11 protein-coding genes are annotated in these 16833 nt (G+C 70.3%); 3 read left to right on the top strand and 8 right to left on the bottom strand.

Going from position 1 to position 16833, the window contains the following annotated elements; all coding sequences use genetic code 11:
• Window positions 1–3: 3 nt before the first annotated feature.
• On the top strand, window positions 4–294 hold the full coding sequence (locus HUT10_RS39425) for a response regulator transcription factor (protein WP_176169281.1): 291 nt from the start codon (window positions 4–6) through the stop codon (window positions 292–294).
• Here HUT10_RS39425 and HUT10_RS39420 read toward each other — a convergent pair.
• A complete protein-coding gene (locus HUT10_RS39420) occupies window positions 291–1682 on the bottom strand; it encodes a class II 3-deoxy-7-phosphoheptulonate synthase (protein ID WP_176175837.1) in 1392 nt (463 codons plus the stop codon). The genes HUT10_RS39425 and HUT10_RS39420 overlap by 4 nt on opposite strands.
• Before the next feature lie 24 nt (window positions 1683–1706).
• Between HUT10_RS39420 and HUT10_RS39415 the strand changes: the two genes are divergently transcribed.
• On the top strand, window positions 1707–2303 hold the full coding sequence (locus HUT10_RS39415; RefSeq protein ID WP_176175836.1) for a phosphatase PAP2 family protein: 597 nt from the start codon (window positions 1707–1709) through the stop codon (window positions 2301–2303).
• 9 nt (window positions 2304–2312) lie between these two features.
• Here the strand turns inward: HUT10_RS39415 and HUT10_RS39410 are convergent, their stop codons facing one another.
• The 6 genes from HUT10_RS39410 to gltB all read right to left on the bottom strand — a co-directional run bounded on the left by HUT10_RS39410 (window position 2313) and on the right by gltB (window position 14522).
• Window positions 2313–2624: a hypothetical protein gene (locus HUT10_RS39410; protein ID WP_176175835.1), complete on the bottom strand. Its 312-nt coding sequence runs from the start codon at window positions 2622–2624 to the stop codon at window positions 2313–2315.
• Between the two features lie 40 nt (window positions 2625–2664).
• Window positions 2665–4059, bottom strand: a complete 1395-nt coding sequence (locus HUT10_RS39405; protein WP_176175834.1) for an alpha/beta hydrolase — start codon at window positions 4057–4059, stop codon at window positions 2665–2667.
• Window positions 4060–4140: 81 nt separating this feature from the next.
• The gene (locus HUT10_RS39400; RefSeq protein ID WP_176175833.1) at window positions 4141–5016 is read right to left on the bottom strand and encodes a serine protease; all 876 of its coding nucleotides are present in this window, start codon (window positions 5014–5016) and stop codon (window positions 4141–4143) included.
• A 109-nt stretch (window positions 5017–5125) separates the two neighbouring features.
• Window positions 5126–8353 (bottom strand): hypothetical protein, encoded by a 3228-nt coding sequence (locus HUT10_RS39395; protein WP_176175832.1) that lies wholly within the window; start codon window positions 8351–8353, stop codon window positions 5126–5128.
• A gap of 114 nt (window positions 8354–8467) precedes the next feature.
• Window positions 8468–9976 carry a glutamate synthase subunit beta gene (locus tag HUT10_RS39390; RefSeq protein ID WP_176175831.1) on the bottom strand — a complete coding sequence of 503 codons (1509 nt, stop codon included), beginning with the start codon at window positions 9974–9976 and terminating at the stop codon, window positions 8468–8470.
• On the bottom strand, window positions 9969–14522 hold the full coding sequence (gene gltB / locus HUT10_RS39385) for a glutamate synthase large subunit (protein ID WP_176178258.1): 4554 nt from the start codon (window positions 14520–14522) through the stop codon (window positions 9969–9971). The genes HUT10_RS39390 and gltB overlap by 8 nt, the downstream gene beginning before the upstream one ends.
• A gap of 299 nt (window positions 14523–14821) precedes the next feature.
• Between gltB and HUT10_RS39380 the strand changes: the two genes are divergently transcribed.
• Window positions 14822–15607 (top strand): SDR family oxidoreductase, encoded by a 786-nt coding sequence (locus HUT10_RS39380; RefSeq protein ID WP_176175830.1) that lies wholly within the window; start codon window positions 14822–14824, stop codon window positions 15605–15607.
• A gap of 127 nt (window positions 15608–15734) precedes the next feature.
• Here the strand turns inward: HUT10_RS39380 and lgt are convergent, their stop codons facing one another.
• Entirely contained in the window at window positions 15735–16823 is a 1089-nt protein-coding gene (gene lgt, locus HUT10_RS39375; protein WP_176175829.1) for a prolipoprotein diacylglyceryl transferase, read from the bottom strand.
• Window positions 16824–16833: the final 10 nt, after the last annotated feature.

The raw sequence follows: 16833 nt of genomic DNA, 5'->3' as shown, positions 1-16833 counted from the left end.
CTGATGCCGGCCCTCGCGCTGGGCGCCGGCGTGGCGGCGCGCGCCGGGGTGCCGGTCCTGGCGATCCCCGCGCTGGACGACACGGTGATCGCGGGCGCCCTGCGTGCCGGGGTGCGCGGCTTCCTCCCCGCACACCCCGCGCCGGCCGACGTCACCCGTGCGATCCGCAACGTCGCCGCCGGGGCCGTCGTGTTCGGCGACGGCCTCGCGGACCGGCTCCCCCGGCTGCTGCAGTCCCCCGCGCCGCTGCCGGAGCTCACCCTGGCCCGCACCGCGGGCCTGGGCCCGGTCTAGCCGCGGAGCATCTCCGCGACCAGGAACGCCAGCTCCAGCGACTGCTGCGTGTTCAGCCGCGGGTCGCAGGCCGTCTCGTAGCGGCCGGACAGGTCGACGTCGGAGATCTCCTGGGCGCCGCCCAGGCACTCCGTGACGTCCTCGCCGGTCAGCTCCACGTGGATGCCGCCCGGGTACGTGCCCAGCTGGTTGTGCACCTCGAAGAAGCCCTGGACCTCGTCGACGATCCGGTCGAAGTGGCGGGTCTTGTAGCCGGTGGACGACTCGTGGGTGTTGCCGTGCATCGGGTCGCACTGCCAGATGACTTTGTGCCCGGACGCCTCGACCTTCTCGACGATCGCGGGCAGCACCTCGCGGACCTTGCCGTTGCCCATCCGCGCGATGAGCGTCAGGCGGCCCGGCTCGTTGCGCGGGTCGAGGCGCTCGACGTACTCCAGCGCCTGCTCCGGCGTGGTCGTCGGGCCGATCTTCAACCCGATCGGGTTGGCCAGCAGCTCGGCGAACGCGATGTGCGCGCCGTCCAGCTGGCGGGTGCGCTCGCCGATCCAGAGGAAGTGCGACGACAGGTTGTACAGCTTGGGGTCCGCCGCGTCCGCGTTGTCCAGGCGCAGCATGGAGCGCTCGTAGTCGAGCAGCAGGGCCTCGTGGCTGGCGAAGATCTCCGTCGACTGCAGCGACGTGTCCGTGACACCGCACGCCGACATGAACCGCAGGCCACGGTCGATCTCGTTGGCCAGCGACTCGAAGCGCTGCGCCGCCGGCGACGCCGACACGAAGTCCTTGTTCCAGTCGTGCACCTGGTGCAGGTCGGCCATGCCGGCGGCGGTGAGCGCGCGGACGAGGTTCATCGCGGCGCCCGCGTTCGCGTAGGCGCGGATCATCCGGCCGGGGTCCGGCACGCGCAGTTCGGGCTTGGCGACCAGGGAGTTGATGATGTCGCCGCGGTAGACCGGCAGGCCCAGCGCGTCGGTCGCGGCCGAGCGCGGCTTCGCGTACTGGCCGGCGATGCGGCCGACCTTGACCACCGGCAGGCTCGCGCCGTAGGTCAGCACCACCGCCATCTGCAGCAGCGTGCGCAGGTTGGCCCGGATGTGCGGCTCGGTGTTGGACTCGAACGTCTCGGCGCAGTCGCCGCCCTGCAGCAGGAACGCCTCGCCGCGGGCGACCATGGCCAGCCGCCCCTTGAGCCGGTCGATCTCGGCCGGGACGGTGATCGGCGGCACGCTCTCCAGCACGCCGCGGACCCGGCGGGTCACCTCGGGGTCGGGCCACTCCGGCTGCTGGGCCGCCGGCAGCGCCAGCGCCTTGTCGAGCCGCGCGCGCAGCTCGGGCGGCAGGGGCGGCAGCTCGGGCAGTGTGTCGACGGGGACGTCCACAGTCCAGTTCACACCCACCAGGATAAGGTCCGCCGCGTGCTGCGCTTCTCCAGGTTGGCCACCGAAGCCCTGGCCCCCTGGGTGTGGGTCCTGACACTGCCGCTCGCCGTCGCCTGGGCCGCCACCGGCCACCGGCCGCTCCCCACGCTGAGCTGGGGACTGCTCATTTCCGTCACCGGTTCGCTGATCCCGATGGCGGTGATCGTGCGCGGCGCCCGGCGCGGCAGGTGGGACGGCCACCACGTGACGAACCGGGCCGGGCGGCGGATCCCGCTGCTGGTCGCCGGGGTGTCACTGGGCCTCGGGTTCGCCGTGCTGCTCGCCGGTGGCGCGCCCGCGCAGCTGGTCGCGCTCGCGGCGTCGATGCTGGCGAGCCTGGTGGTCGCGGTGGCGATCACGTTCGGGGCGAAGTTCAAGATCTCGCTGCACGCCGCGGTGGCCTCGGCCGCCGTCGTCGTGCTGGCCCTGACGTATGGCCCGTGGGCGCTGCTGCTCGCGCTGCTCGCGGCCTGGGTGGCGTGGTCGCGCGTCGCGCTGCGCGACCACACCACCGCGGAGGTGCTGGCCGGCCTGCTGATGGGGGTGGTCGTCGGCGGGGGCGGCTACTGGGTGCTGCTCACCGCCTTGACCTGACCCCGGTCCTCAGCAGGGCCGTCCCGAGGCGAACGTCGCGAACACGCCGGCCCCCGAGAACGCCGGAATCCGCAGCACCAGTCCGCTGTATTTCGGGCCGGTGAAAAGGCACCAGGTGTTCTGGGTGCCGTTTTGTTCGGCGAACGCGGTGAACGGCGGCGTGATCGACGGTGTCGGCGCCCCGAGGCAGAGGTCGTTGCCGTCCGTGCCGAGCAGCCGGAGGCTTTCCGGAAGGCAGAACGTCGTCCGGGCCGACGCCGCCGGGGCGGTCAGCAGGGCCGCGGCCAGCACGGACACGACGAACAACAGCACTCTTTTCATCGGTTTTCCCCTCATTTCCCCCGAGGGGGAAATGTCCCCCTCACCCTTCAGACTGACAGGAGCGGTCCGCGGCGGGGAAGACCCCGTCACGCAGATAGCCCAGCACTGCTTCGTTCCCGCAAGCGTTTTCCCGCGTGAAGACGCCGTGCCCGCCGGCGTCGACGGTGACCATCCGGGCGCGGGCGCCGAACGCCGCCCGCGTCTCGCGCGCGCCGGACAGCGGGGTCGCCGGGTCGCGCCGGTTCTGCACCAGCAGGACGTTCGCCGGACCGGGGCCACCGACGCGCACCGGCGGCTCGGCGCGCTCGACCGGCCAGAACGCGCACGGGTTCACGTTCGCCGCGGCCGGGCCGAACATCGGGTGGGCGGTCCGTGCGCGCGCCACCGCGTGCTGGTAGTAGCCGACCGGCTCCGGCCAGTCGGAGTCGTTGCAGATCACCTGGAGCTGGAGCGCGGCGCGGTTGTCGCCGTCGAGCGGGCCGGCCGCGGCGCGCGTGGTGCCCGCCCATTCCCGGGCCAGTGCCGGGAAGAAGGCGTCGTCGTAGAGCCCGTTCCAGGTGTCCGACCGGAACTCCGGCCCGCGGACGGCGGCGAGCTGGAAGAACTTCGCCGTCACCGCGGCCGGCGTCCGCCCCAGGTGGTAGACGTCGTCGCGCGCGGCCGCCCACGCGGCGAAATCCGGGAAGCGGTCGTCGAACCCTTCGGCGAACCGCTGGTTGGCGCGGACGTCGAGACCGCGCGGCCCGAGAACGCTGTCGAGCACGATCCGATCGGTGCGGCCGGGGAACATCGACGCGTAGGCGGCGCCGAGGTAGCTGCCGTAGGAGACGCCGTAGTAGGAGATCTTCTTTTCCCCCAGCGCTTCCCGGATCCGGTCGAGGTCCCGTGCGGTGTTCGCGGTCGTCATGTGCGGCAGCAGGTCCTTTGTGGACGCATTTTCGCACTTCTCGGCCACCGCCTTGGCTTTCACCGCGGTGACGACGACGTCCCGCGGCCCGTCCGCGTACGGGCCGAGGACCGCGCCACGTTCCTCGGCCGTGGTCATGCCGCACGTGACCGGCGTGCTGTAGCCGGTGCCGCGGGGGTCGAAGCCGACGACGTCGTAGGCGTCCGGGAGGCCGGAGCCGCCCATCCGCTGCAGCAGCTGGGCGGGCATGGCGAGCGCGGGGCTGCCGGGCCCGCCGGGGTTCATCAGCAGCACGCCCCGTTTCCTGCCGGGGGCGGCGGCGTGGCGGGAAAGCGTGAGCTCGATGGTGCGCTCCGGGTGCGCGTAGTCGAGCGGAACGCGCAGGGTGGCGCATTCGAGCCCCTCCGTCGGCGACGGCGACATCCCGTAGTCCGGACAGGGGGCCGTCCACCGGAGTTTCGGAGCCGCGGCGGCCGGAGGTGCCGCGAGCAGGGGCAGGAAGGCCAGGACGATCAGGGTTTTCCGCATGCCCCGAGCTTCCTGCGGTCTGTTCGCGCAGACGTCAGCCCAGGGAACGGAACCACGGCTCCGCCCCTGGGCTGACGGGGATCACGCGGCTTGCGCGCGGGTGTAGAGGTTCTGCGCGTCGGCACCGAAGTACGGGCCGAACATGTAGCCGGGCAGGAAGTTGTAGCCGAAGCTGTTCACCGAGGCCTGCACGCCGGTGCCGGTGCTTTCGTTGAACGAGAGGAACCACGGACCGCCGCTGGAGCCGCCGGTCATGTTGCAGCTCATGCCGTGGTCCTTGGTCAGCAGGAAGTCGGTGAAGGTGCTGCCGCTGCAGTAGATCAGCTTGGTCCCGTCGTAGGGCGAGGCGGCGGGGTAGCCGAAGGTGTACATGGCCTGGTTCTTCGGCTGGTTGAAGGCAATACCCTGCGCGCCGACGACATCGGTGAGCCGCTGGTTGTTGAGCGGGTTGACCACGGCCATGCCGACGTCGTAGTTGATGTCCTCGCCGGCTTCCCACTGCGGAGTGGTGAGGGTGGTCTTGGCGCTCCACTGGCCGTAGGGAGCGTTCCCGTTGTTGTAGCCGGGGACGAAGACCCACTGGGTGTGCCAGGTGCCCTGGTACTTGACGCAGTGCCCGGCGGTGACGACGACACTGCCGTTGGAGCTGGTGACGGCATCCCCGGAGCACGACGCTTTCTGGCCGTTGAAGAGGAAGAAGACACGCCCGGCGGTCTGGGTGACCTTCCCGCCGCCGGTCCAGGGGCCACCGCCGTTCGGGATGCTCTGGATGATCGCGCTCTGGCCTTTGGCCACGTCTTTCGGCGTGACTGCCGGGGCCTTGACGAGCGACTCCATCGGGACGGCTGCCCGCATGGCATCGGGGGTCCAGAAGGGTTTCGCCTCGGCCGGAGTGCCGACGAGGGCGAACGCGAGAGAGAGGATGGCGGTGATCACCGCGGTTTTCGTGTGCTTCAAGACGCCCCACCTTCCGCAGAAGTGAATCGTCGCAAAGGCGACACAACGCCTCGAAAGTAGTTGGCTGTGTACAGAGTGCACAGCCGCCGTTCGGCGTAACGATAGGCGGTCAGCCGTTCCCGGGGTCGAGACCCACCCGCGACTCCTGCAGGGTGAGGAACTGGTCGACGACCTCGGTCACGCCGGGACATTCGCCCGGGCGGAGGGCCGGCAGGACCGACGGCCATTCGTTCGACTGCGCCACCTGAGCGAGGAGCCTCGAACGCGCGGGCTCCGCCAAACGATCGGCCATCGCCACCAGCGCCGAACTCCTCTCGAAGGGCGACAGGGAAGTACTGGCAAGGTGAAGAGCCCGCTCGAGGTCGCATTCGGCCAATCGTTCAAGGAAAGCCTTGACCGCCGCCGAACGGTGCTTGACTTCGAGGTTGTCGAGCACTTCAAGGCCGTCGCCGTAACCGACGGCACCCATCGCTTCGGCCAGTGCCACCGCCAGCAGGGACGGGGCTAATTCATTGACGGGTCCGCCTCGCACGATCTCGGCTGCCGATTCGATTCGACCCTCGGCACAGAATTCCCTGATGACTACCTTATAGGCACTGTCACGATGGTACGATTTTTCGATCTTCCGGGCGATCTCAAGTCCTTGATCCGGAAACCCGGCGGCACAGTGGAGAGCGACCAGTCGAGGCAGCTCGGATTCCATGAGAGACTGCTCGGCCACGCGATCGCCGACACCGCGGACGATGCGGCACACTTCTTTCGCTGCCCCGGCGGCACGGTGCCGACGAACCAGGGGAATCATGACTCCGAACATCGCCGAAGTGCCCACCAGCCGCAGCCCCACCCGTTCGGCCAGTTCCATATCACCCGACTCGGCCAGCAGTTCAGCGATCCCCGAAAAGCCGTGTCGGCGCGCCCCCGACGCCAAGACAACCCGGGCGAACCGTTCGGCAGCCGGCACATCGCGCGCCGCTACGACGAAGTCGGCGACGCGCCGGAATGATGGTTTGTAGCCGTGCTCGTCACTCAGGCTGCGGGCGGCTGATTCGGCCTCCGACGCCAAAGTCTCCGCCTTCGCGGTGTCGCCGGCCTTCAGCAGGCCTTCGGCGATCGCCGTCATGGCCGCCGCACGGACCTCCGTGCCGACATATCCGCTCCACTCGTCGGATTTGATCGCCAGTAGCTCCATCGCCCGCTTGTCGTCATGCGCGGCAAGTGACTCGAGGACAGGGAACAATGCACGCCTGCCGTGAACGGGCGAGAGGAGGTCGAGAAGCGACTCGGCGAAACCAACGCTTCCTTGTTCGATGGCCAGCTCGACGAGATCGCACACGTAGTCCCCGCGGCGATTCGAGTCACCGAGGCCGAGCACCTTCTCCTTCGCTCGTTCGAGGTCGGTGCGAGCCAGGTCTTCGAGTTCCATTGAGAAGACGATCCCAGGCGCGGCCGCGGAGGCAGCGAGGTCGGCTGCTGCTTCCGGATCTCCGTCGTCCCGGAGCCGGCGCGCGGCCCGAGTGATCACGTCGACGCTGGAAGAAAGGTCTAAATCCTCGGCGACTGCGACAGCGCGGGCAACGTCCCCTTGTTCGATCAGCCGACGAGCCACGAAGTAGCGCGTATTGATCCTCGCCTTGTCGTCCGGAATCTTGTCAGCAGCGGCCAGCATCGTGGCCGGGTCGGTCAAGGGACGCGGGGCCGACAAGGTGAGCAGTGCCCGGCAACGCCAGCTGGCATCCCCGATGGCTTCGGCCATCGCCATAGCTCGCGCGAGATCGCCGACGGCCGCGATCTCGGTGAGGAGATACTGTCTGACGATCGGAAACTCTGCTTCGTCGACGGCCTCGGTCACGATTCGATCGGCCTGGTCAGCCCGCCCGGCTCGAACCATTACCGGGACCAGTTCGTAGACCGCGTCGGCTCTCCGTTTCGGCTCGGAGATTGAACGCGCGAGCGCCTCCGCGCGAGCGAATTGGCCCAGCCGCGCCCACAGTGCCGGCAACCGCGCCGGGGTCCGGGCGTTCCGGGCTTCCAGGTCGTCGCGGTGCATCGACAGCTTGAGCAGGCCGACCACGTCGGGCTGGGCCGCTGTGGATACCTCCGCGTGGGCGGCCGCAATCTCGGCCTGGGCCGCGGCCTCACCGCCGGAGACGTCCTGCAGCCGTTCTTGCCTGGCCAGGTCCGTGACGCACTCGACCAGACGCTGGAGCTGCCCGGTCTCCTGCAGAAGCCGCGGATAGCCCAGCAGGAGGAACTGGGGCGTCGACGCGGGCCACCCTCGATCCCGGTACTCGTCGGCCCAAGCCATGAGACGGTCCCGGTAGGCCTGCAGACCGTCCGAGCCGAACCGGCCCACTGCCCGTGCCTGCAGGCCCTCGTGCGCCAGCACGTAGACCTCCGGGCCGAAATTCCACCGGGCCCGCCGTCGGCTGAACGCCCGGCCCTCGACACTGTCCAGGATGCGGTGCACCGAATCCGCCTGCCTGCCGACGAGCTCGACGAGGTCGTCCCGGCTCAGGCCGCCGCGGGCGGCGACCAGCACGCCGAGCACGTCCCGGGCTTCGCCCGCTTCCCCGACCAGGAGCCGGTCGAGATCGCCCTTCATCTCCAGCTCGGCTGCGGAAGCCGCGGACGACGAAACGAGTTCGCGCACGATCGCCGGATCGCGCAGGGGGTGGTCCGGGTGCAACGCCGGCGGGATGCCGGGGTTCGGCCGCCCCGTGACGATCACGCGCATGCCGTGTGTCGGCCGGCGGGGCAGCAGTGCGGCGATGCTCCCCGCTCCGTCGTTCTCCCCCGCTCCGCGGTCCTCGTCGAGCCCGTCGACGATCAGGATCAGCCGGTGGCCGCGGCGCTCAGTGACTTCCGCGGCCGCGTCCAGCAGTCCCGGGAACCCCGACGCGCCGGCGTTCTCCGGCAGCGGGATACCCAGTACCTCCGCCAGTTGCAGGTTCACCTCGGTCAGGAAGCCCGCCCGGCCATCGGCTTCCGCGTCCGGCGCCCGGACGAAGAACGGGACCAGCCGGACTCCCTCGGGCGGATCGAGCGCGAAAGAGGCCATGAGGGCGGTCTTGCCGCTCCAGGCGTCGGCTCTCCACCACGCGTAAGGAGGCGCAGGATCAGCCGCCAGGCAAAACCGCTTCAGCTCGGCCAGCTCGGTCTCCCGGCCGACGAGCTTGTCCGGAGCCAGCTCGCGCACCTTGCCCAGGTACCAGGATTTCGCCGCGCCGGTCGCGCCGTAGTGAAAGTCGCCCGCCACGATCCCGACCTGGACGAGGTCGCCGGTGTTGCCGTCGCCGACGGAGGCCGAGTTGACGATCCGCTCCGGCGGCTTGGTCATCGACGATCCTCCCCCGTCACCGTTCGCTGGCTCTCCCAGCGTCGCTGCGAAACCGCCCGGTGTTACGCCGAAGGCCCCCTCACCAGCGGTGAGGGGGCCTTCGAACCGAACCGATCAAACCACCGCGAGCGGCAGCGCCGTCGGGTGTACCGGTGCCGGCAGGTCCGATGCTCCCGTCAGGTAAGTGTCCACCGCGTTCGCCACCGAACGGCCCTCCGCGATCGCCCACACCACCAGCGACGCTCCGCGGTGGGCGTCCCCGCACACGAACACCCCGGGCGTCTCCGTCTGCCAGTCCGCGCCACAAGACAACGTTCCGCGGCGGGTCAACGAGAGACCCAACCCGGACAGCAGCGGCATCTCCTCGACGCCCTCGAAGCCGATCGCCAGCAGGACCAGGTCCGCCGGCAGCGTCTCCACCTCGTCGTTCACCGGGATGACCTCGCGCCGCCCGGTGGCCGGGTCCTTCTGGACGCGGACCTGCTGCAGCTCCACCGCCGTCACGCGGCCCTCGTCGGAACCCACGAACCGGCGCACCGCCACCGCGAACTTGCGCTCGCCCGCCTCTTCGTGCGCCGCGTACGTGCGCAAGATGTACGGCCACGTCGGCCACGGGGACCGCGAGTCGTCCCGAACAGCAGGCGGCATCGGGTACTGGTCCAGCTGGGTCACCGACAGGGCACCCTGGCGCGTTGCCGTTCCGTACGAGTCCGCGCCCGTGTCGCCGCCGCCGATGATCAGGACGTGCTTTCCGCGGGCGTCGATCGCCGGGGGGCCGTCGCCCTCCACGTACCTGTTGGCCGGGACCAGGTGCTCCATCGCCAGGTGGATGCCCGCCAGCTCGCGGCCCGGTGTCGTCGTGTCGTCGCGGCCGCGCAACGCGCCCACCGCCAGCACCACCGCGTCGTACTGGGCGCGCAGGTCCTCCACCGACAGGTCGACGCCGACCTCGCAGCCCGTCACGAACCGGGTGCCCTCCTTGCGCAGCTGCGCCAGGCGGCGGTCGAGGACCTTCTTCTCCATCTTGAACTCGGGGATGCCGTAGCGCAGCAGCCCGCCGAGGCGGTCGTCGCGCTCGTACACCGTGACCTCGTGCCCCGCGCGGGTCAGCTGCTGCGCCGCCGCGAGGCCGGCCGGGCCGGAGCCGACGATCGCCACGCGGCGGCCACTGGACACTTCGGACACCTGGGGCTGGACGTACCCCGCTTCCCATGACTGGTCGGCGATCGTCTGCTCGACGCGCTTGATCGACACCGGCCCGCCCGACAGCGGCGAGATCGACAGCACGCAGCCCGCCTCGCACGGCGCCGGGCACAGCTTCCCGGTGAACTCGGGGAAGTTGTTGGTCGCGTGCAGCCGGTCGCTCGCCGCGGCCCAGTCGCCGCGGCGGACCAGGTCGTTCCACTCCGGGATCAGGTTGCCCAGGGGGCAGCCGGAACTCCCCGAGTGGCAGAACGGGATGCCGCAGTCCATGCACCGCGACGCCTGCTTGCGCACCTGTTCGTTGCGCTCGCCCGGGTCGACCTCCGCGTAGACCTCGCCCCACGAGGAAAGCCTTTCCTCGTAAGACTTCTTCGTGGGCTCTTCGCGTTCGAACTTCAGGAAACCGGTCGGGTCAGCCACGAGCGGCCTCCATGATCGCCTCGTCGACGTCGCGGCCGGCGGCGCGAGCCGCCTTCGCCGCGTCCAGGACCCGCTGGTAGTCGCGCGGCATCACCTTCGTGAACGCCACGGACCGGCGCGGCCAGTCGCCGAGCAGCGAGGCCGCGACCGCGGAGCGGGTGAGATCGTAGTGCTGTTGCACGGTTTTCTTGAGCCACGCCAGGTCGTCGGCGGTCGGCCGCAGCAGGTCGACCATGTCCTGGTTGACCTTCTTCGCGTCGACGTCGAGGACGAAGGCGATGCCGCCGGACATGCCGGCCGCCAGGTTGCGCCCGGTCGGGCCGAGCACCACCGCGCGGCCGCCGGTCATGTACTCGAAGGCGTGGTCGCCGACGCCCTCGGCGACGACCGTGGCGCCGGAGTTGCGGACGCAGAAGCGTTCGCCGACCTGGCCGCGCAGGAAGATCTCGCCGCCGGTGGCGCCGTAGGCGATCGTGTTGCCCGCGATCGTCTGCGCCTCGGCGGCGAAGGACGCCTCCGGGTCGGGGCGGACGACGACCCGGCCGCCGGAGAGGCCCTTGCCGACGTAGTCGTTCGCGTCGCCGACCATGTCGAGGGTGATGCCGCGCGGCAGGAACGCGCCGAGCGACTGGCCGGCCGAACCGGTGAGCGTGACGTGGATCGTGCCCTCGGGCAGGCCATCCCCGCCGTAGCGGCGAGTGATCTCCGAGCCGAGCAGCGTGCCGACGGTCCGGTTGACGTTGCGCACCGGCAACTCGATGTTGACCTGGTGCGCGTCTTCCAGCGCCGCCTCGGCGAGCTGGATCAGCGTGCGGTCCAGGGCGTGCTCGAGGCCGTGGTCCTGGCCGCGCGTGCGCCGCTTGGCGCCGCCGTAAGGCGTCTCCGAAGGCATCTCGAAGATCGGCGCCAGGTCCAAACCGGACGCCTTCCAGTGGTCGACGGCCTCGTCGGTGTTGAGCAGCTCGGCGTGGCCGATGGCCTCGTCGAGCGTCCGGAAGCCCAGCGCCGCCAGGGTTTCCCGGACTTCTTCGGCGACGAACTTGAAGAAGTTGACGACGTGCTCGACCTGGCCGGTGTAGCGCTTGCGCAGCTCCGGGCTCTGCGTGGCGACGCCGACCGGGCAGGTGTCGAGGTGGCAGACGCGCATCATGATGCAGCCCGCCACGACCAGCGGCGCCGTCGCGAAGCCGTACTCCTCGGCGCCGAGCAGCGCCGCGATGACGACGTCCCGGCCGGTCTTCATCGCGCCGTCCACCTGCACGGTGATCCGGTCGCGCAAGCCGTTGAGCAGCAACGTCTGCTGGGTCTCGGCCAGGCCGATCTCCCACGGCGTGCCCGCGTGCTTGAGCGAGTTCATCGGGGACGCGCCGGTGCCGCCGTCGTGGCCCGAGATGAGCACGACGTCCGCGTGTGCCTTGGACACGCCGGCCGCGACCGTGCCGACGCCCAACGAGGACACCAGCTTCACGTGGATGCGGGCGTGCTCGTTGGCGTTCTTGAGGTCGTGGATCAGCTGGGCCAGGTCCTCGATGGAGTAGATGTCGTGGTGCGGCGGCGGCGAAATGAGGCCGACGCCCGGCGTCGAGTGCCGGGTCCGCGCGATCCACGGGTACACCTTGTTCGGCGGCAGCTGGCCGCCTTCGCCGGGCTTCGCGCCCTGCGCCATCTTGATCTGGATGTCGTCGGCGTTGACCAGGTATTCGCTGGTGACGCCGAAGCGGCCCGACGCGACCTGCTTGATCGCGCTGCGGCGCTCGGGGTCGTAGAGCCGCTCGGGGTCCTCGCCGCCCTCGCCGGTGTTGGACCGGCCGCCGATGCGGTTCATCGCGATGGCCAGGGTTTCGTGCGCCTCGGCGGAAATCGAGCCGTACGACATCGCGCCGGTGTTGAAGCGCTTGAAGATCGCCTCGGCCGGTTCGACCTCGTCGAGCGGCACCGGCTCGCGGACGCCTTCCTTGAACTTGAACAGCCCGCGCAGCGTGCCGCCTTCGCGGTAGAGGCGGTGCACCTCGTCGGTGTACTTGCGGTAGACCTCGTCGCGGCCGGTCTTGGACGCGTGCTGCAGCAGGAACACCGTCTCCGGCGTGAACAGGTGCAGCTCGCCCTCGCGGCGGTAGGCGTACTCGCCACCCGTCTCGAGTCCACGGTGGACGCGGTCGGTCGGGTTTTCCGGGTAGGCACGGCGATGCCGCGTCGCGACCTCTTCGGCGAGCACCTCGAGGCCGACGCCGCCGAGCTTCGACGACGTCCCGGTGAAGTACTCGTCGAGCAGGTCCTGGCTCAGGCCGAGGGACTCGAAGACCTGGGCGGCGGTGTACGCGCCGACCGTCGAGATGCCCATCTTGGACATGATCTTCAGGACGCCCTTGACCAGCGCCTGCACGTAGTTGCGGACGGCCTTGGCGGGCTCGATGCCGGTGACCGCGCCCTGCCCGATCATGTCCTCGATGGTCTCGAAGGCCAGGTACGGGTTGACCGCGGCGGCGCCGTAGCCGAGCAGCAGCGCGATGTGGTGCACCTCGCGGGCGTCGCCGGATTCGACGACCAGCGCGACGCGCAGGCGTTCCTTGGTGCGGACCAGGTGGTGGTGCACCGCGGAGACCAGCAGCAGCGACGGGATCGGCGCCATCCGGTGGTCGGAGTCGCGGTCGGACAGCACGAGCGTGCGCGCGCCGGCCGCGATCGCCTCGGACGCCTCGCGCCGGACGCGCTCGATCGCGCCCGCCAGCGCCTCGGCCCCACCGTCCACTTCGTACAGTCCGGAAAGGACGCTGCAGGCGAAGCCGGGGAGGTCGCCGTCGTCGTTGATGTGGATGAGCTTGGCGAGCTCGTCGTTGTCGATGACCGGGTACGGCAGCTTCAGGTGCCGGCAGGACGCCGGGCCGGGAGCCAGCAGGTTGCGCTCCGGACCCATGATCCGCGCCATGCAGGTGACGAGCTCCTCGCGGATCGCGTCCAGCGGCGGGTTGGTCACCTGGGCGAAGTTCTGCTTGAAGTAGTCGTAGAGCAGCCGGGACCGCTTCGACAGCACCGCGGGCGGGGTGTCCGAGCCCATCGAGCCGATCGGCTCGGCGCCCTTCTCGGCCATCGGCGCGAGCAGGATCTTGAGCTCTTCTTCGGTGTAGCCGAAGGAAAGCTGGCGCCGCAGCACGGAGTCGTGGCTCTGCACGACGTGGTCGCGGTCGGGCAGCTCGGCGATCTGGAGCAGGCCCGCGTGCAGCCACGAGTCGTAGGGCAGCTCGCTCGCCAGCGCGGACTTGACCTCTTCGTCGTCCACGATCCGGCCGGCCTCGGTGTCGACCAGGAACATCCTGCCGGGCTTGAGCCGCCCCTTGGCCACGACGTCCTTCGGCGCGACGTCGAGCACGCCGGCTTCGCTGGCCAGCACGACGCGGTCGTCGGCCGTGCGCCACCAGCGCGCCGGGCGCAGGCCGTTGCGGTCCAGGACCGCGCCGACCAGGCTGCCGTCGGTGAAGGTGACGCAGGCCGGGCCGTCCCACGGCTCCATCAGGCTGGCGTGGAACTGGTAGAACGCGCGGCGCTCGGGCTTCATGGTGGCGTGGTTCTCCCACGCCTCCGGGATCATCATCAGCACCGCGTGCGGCAGCGACCGGCCGCCGAGGTGCAGCAGTTCGAGGACCTCGTCGAAGGACGCCGAGTCCGACGCGTCCGGCGAGCAGATCGGGAACAGCCTGCTCAAGTCGCCGGTGAGGACGTCGGACTCCAGCAGCGCCTCCCGCGCCCGCATGCGGTTGCGGTTGCCGCGGATGGTGTTGATTTCGCCGTTGTGGGCCACGAACCGGAACGGGTGCGCCAGCGGCCACGACGGGAAGGTGTTGGTGGAGAAGCGGGAGTGCACCAGCGCGATGGCGCTTTCCAGGCGTTCGTCGCGCAGGTCGGCGAAGAACGCCGGCAGCTGCTCCGGCGTCACCATGCCCTTGTAGACGAGCGTCCGGGAGGACAGGGACGGGAAGTACGTGCCGCAGCCGGCGGTGACGCTTTCGTGCTCGACGCGCTTGCGCAGGCAGAAGGCCAGCCGATCCAGCTGCAGGCCGGACTTTCCGTCGCCGGTGACGAACAGCATGGCGAAGTGCGGCATGACCGAGCGGGCGGTCGGGCCGATGTCGGCCCGGTCGGCGTCGACCGGGACCTCGCGCCAGCCGAGGACCTCCAGGCCCTCTTCGACGGCGATGCGTTCGCAGAGTTCGACGGCCTTGCGGCGCTGCTCGGCGTCCTGCGGCAGGAAGGCGATGCCGGCGGCGTAGGTGTGGTGGCCCTGCTCGTCGGGCCCGGGCAGCTCGAAGCCGGCCTCGGCGCGCAGCAGCACGTCGGGCAGCTGGAGGAGGATGCCGGCACCGTCGCCGGAGGTGGGTTCGGCGCCCGCGGCGCCGCGGTGGTCGAGGTTGGTCAGCGCGGCCAGGCCGTCGGTGACGATGCCGTGGGATCGGCGCCCGCGGATGTCGGCCACCATGGCCACACCGCAGGAGTCCTGCTCGGTCTCCGGGTCGTACAGACCCTGCTTGCCGGGCATGGCGGAGAAGATCAACGGGACCTCCTTCGTCGTCTTGTCGTGCGGGGCCGGGCTACCGGCCGGGGAGCGCACGGGACGACGATGGCCCGCTTGTTAGCGCGACTTTAACACCTGGGAAACATGCCAGCAGCATCTCAGAGCGCCCCGGACGGCGTCGGACGGTAACGATCTGGCTGCGCGGAACGACGTAGTTCCTGATGGGCTTCCGGTAGTTCGTTCCGCTAAGTATACGGCCCGGAAACTCCGGTCGAGTCTAACGTGACCTGATCGGCTCGCTGTGTCCGCGGTCACTAGAACGTGTTACATTTCGCCGCATGATCCTCGATCGGTTCAAGCTCACCGACCAGGTCGCGGTGGTCACCGGCGCCGGACGCGGCATCGGCGCGGCCACCGCCGTGGCCCTCGCCGAAGCGGGCGCGGACGTGGTGATCGCCTCCCGCACCGCCTCCCAGCTTTCCGAGATCGCCGCCTTGGTCGCGGCGGCCGGACGGCGCGCGGTCGAGGTGCCGGTGGACCTGTCTTCCCCGGACGCGGCGGCGGCACTGGCGTCGACGGCGGAAGCCGAGTTCGGCCGGCTCGACCTGGTGGTCAACAACGTGGGCGGCACGTACCCGCGCCCGTTGCTGGAGAGCTCGGTCGAGTTCATGGAGGAAGCGTTCCGCTTCAACGTGGCGACGGCCCACGCGTTGACGGTGGCGGCGGCCCCGGCGTTGCTGAAGACGGGCGGCTCGGTGGTCAACATCTCGTCGGTGATGGGCCGAGTGGCCGGCCGCGGCTTCGCGGCATACGGAACGGCGAAGGCGGCGCTGGCGCACTACACACGCCTGGCGGCGGCGGACCTGGCCCCTCGCGTCCGGGTCAATGCGATCTCGGTGGGTTCGGTGGCGACGTCGGCGCTGGAGATCGTGGTGGGGAACCCGGAGCTTCGCGCCAAGATGGAGGCTGCGACACCGCTGCGGAGGATCGGCGAGGCGGACCACATCGCGGCGACGGTGGTTTTCCTGGCGTCGCAGGCCGGTGGGTACATCACGGGCAAGATCCTCGAGGTCGACGGTGGGTTGCAGACGCCGAACCTGGAGCTGGGCCTGCCGGACCTCTGAGCCCTCCCGGCGAGACCGCCCGAAACTGTCGGTGCCTCCCGGTAGCGTGGAAACCGGGGGGCGGCGCCCCAGCCCCGCACACGACGAAGGCCTCCACCGGTGTCCGGCAGCGGCCTTCGGAAAGCGCTCAGCTCTCGTCGGTCTTCTTCGGCTCCTCGGTCGAGGGCGCCGCGTCCGAGGCGGGCTTCTCCGCGGCAGCAGGTGCCTGCTCGGCCTCGCCCGAAGCCGAAGCCGACGCCGAGGCCGACGCCGAGGCCGCCTCCGGCGAAGCCGCGACCTTCGCGTGCTCCCGCTCGTCGGCAGCTGCGGAGTCGGCCACCGGAACCTCGTCCGGCCCCACAGCGTCCTTGCTCACCAGCGTCTCCGGCGCCTCCCGCGGCCCCCGCTTCGCGGCGACCACGAAGTACGCCATCGCCCCCAGGAACAGCAGGATCGACGTCCACACGTTCACCCTCAGCCCGAGGATGTGGTTCGCCGTGTCGGTCCGCATCATCTCGATCCAGCCGCGGCCCACCGTGTACCCGGCCACGTACAGCGCGAACGCGCGCCCGTGCCCGAGCTTGAAGCGCCGGTCCGCCCACACCACCAGCAGCGCCACCAGCAGGTTCCAGATGAGCTCGTACAGGAACGTCGGGTGCACCGGGCTCTCCGGCAGCGGGATGTGGCCCGTCGCGACGCCGTTCAGCAGGTTGTCCGGGTCCTCCGGGTTGAAGCGCTGGTAGACCTCGAGCCCCCACGGGAGGTCCGTGTGCGCTCCGTACAGCTCCTGGTTGAAGTAGTTGCCGATGCGGCCGATCGCCTGCGCCACGACGATGCCCGGCGCCACCGCGTCCGCCATTGCCGGCAGCGGGATGCCCTTGCGGCGGCAGGCGATGAGCGCGCCCACCGCGCCGAGCGCGATCGCGCCCCAGATGCCGAGGCCGCCGTCCCAGATCGCGAATGCGTTCCACGGGTTGCGGCCCTCGGTGAAGTACAGCTCGGGGTCGGTGATCACGTGGTACAACCGGCCGCCGACCAGGCCGAACGGCACCGCGAACACCGCGATGTCGATCACCGTGCCCTTGGTGCCGCCGCGGGCGATCCAGCGCCGCTCGCCCCACCAGATCGCCACGATGATGCCGGCGATGATGCACAGGGCGTACGCGCGGAGCGGGATCGGCCCCAGGTGCCAGACACCGCGGTCGGGGCTCGGGATCGTCGCGAGGTAGGCGCTCATCACGCGGCCA

The organism is Amycolatopsis sp. Hca4 (assembly GCF_013364075.1).
Classification (GTDB): Bacteria; Actinomycetota; Actinomycetes; order Mycobacteriales; family Pseudonocardiaceae; genus Amycolatopsis.
The sequence above is the reverse complement of the archived record's forward strand: the minus strand, read 5'-3'. Positions and strand labels throughout refer to the sequence as shown.

What these genes read in the sequence shown, in the direction of transcription:
- HUT10_RS39425 (WP_176169281.1), top strand. Translation starts at nt 4, where the DNA reads ATGCCGGCCCTCGCGCTGGGCGCCGGCGTGGCGGCGCGCGCCGGGGTG.
- HUT10_RS39410 (WP_176175835.1), bottom strand. Translation starts at nt 2,624, where the DNA reads ATGAAAAGAGTGCTGTTGTTCGTCGTGTCCGTGCTGGCCGCGGCCCTG.
- HUT10_RS39405 (WP_176175834.1), bottom strand. Translation starts at nt 4,059, where the DNA reads ATGCGGAAAACCCTGATCGTCCTGGCCTTCCTGCCCCTGCTCGCGGCA.
- HUT10_RS39395 (WP_176175832.1), bottom strand. Translation starts at nt 8,353, where the DNA reads ATGACCAAGCCGCCGGAGCGGATCGTCAACTCGGCCTCCGTCGGCGAC.
- HUT10_RS39380 (WP_176175830.1), top strand. Translation starts at nt 14,822, where the DNA reads ATGATCCTCGATCGGTTCAAGCTCACCGACCAGGTCGCGGTGGTCACC.
- lgt (WP_176175829.1), bottom strand. Translation starts at nt 16,823, where the DNA reads ATGAGCGCCTACCTCGCGACGATCCCGAGCCCCGACCGCGGTGTCTGG.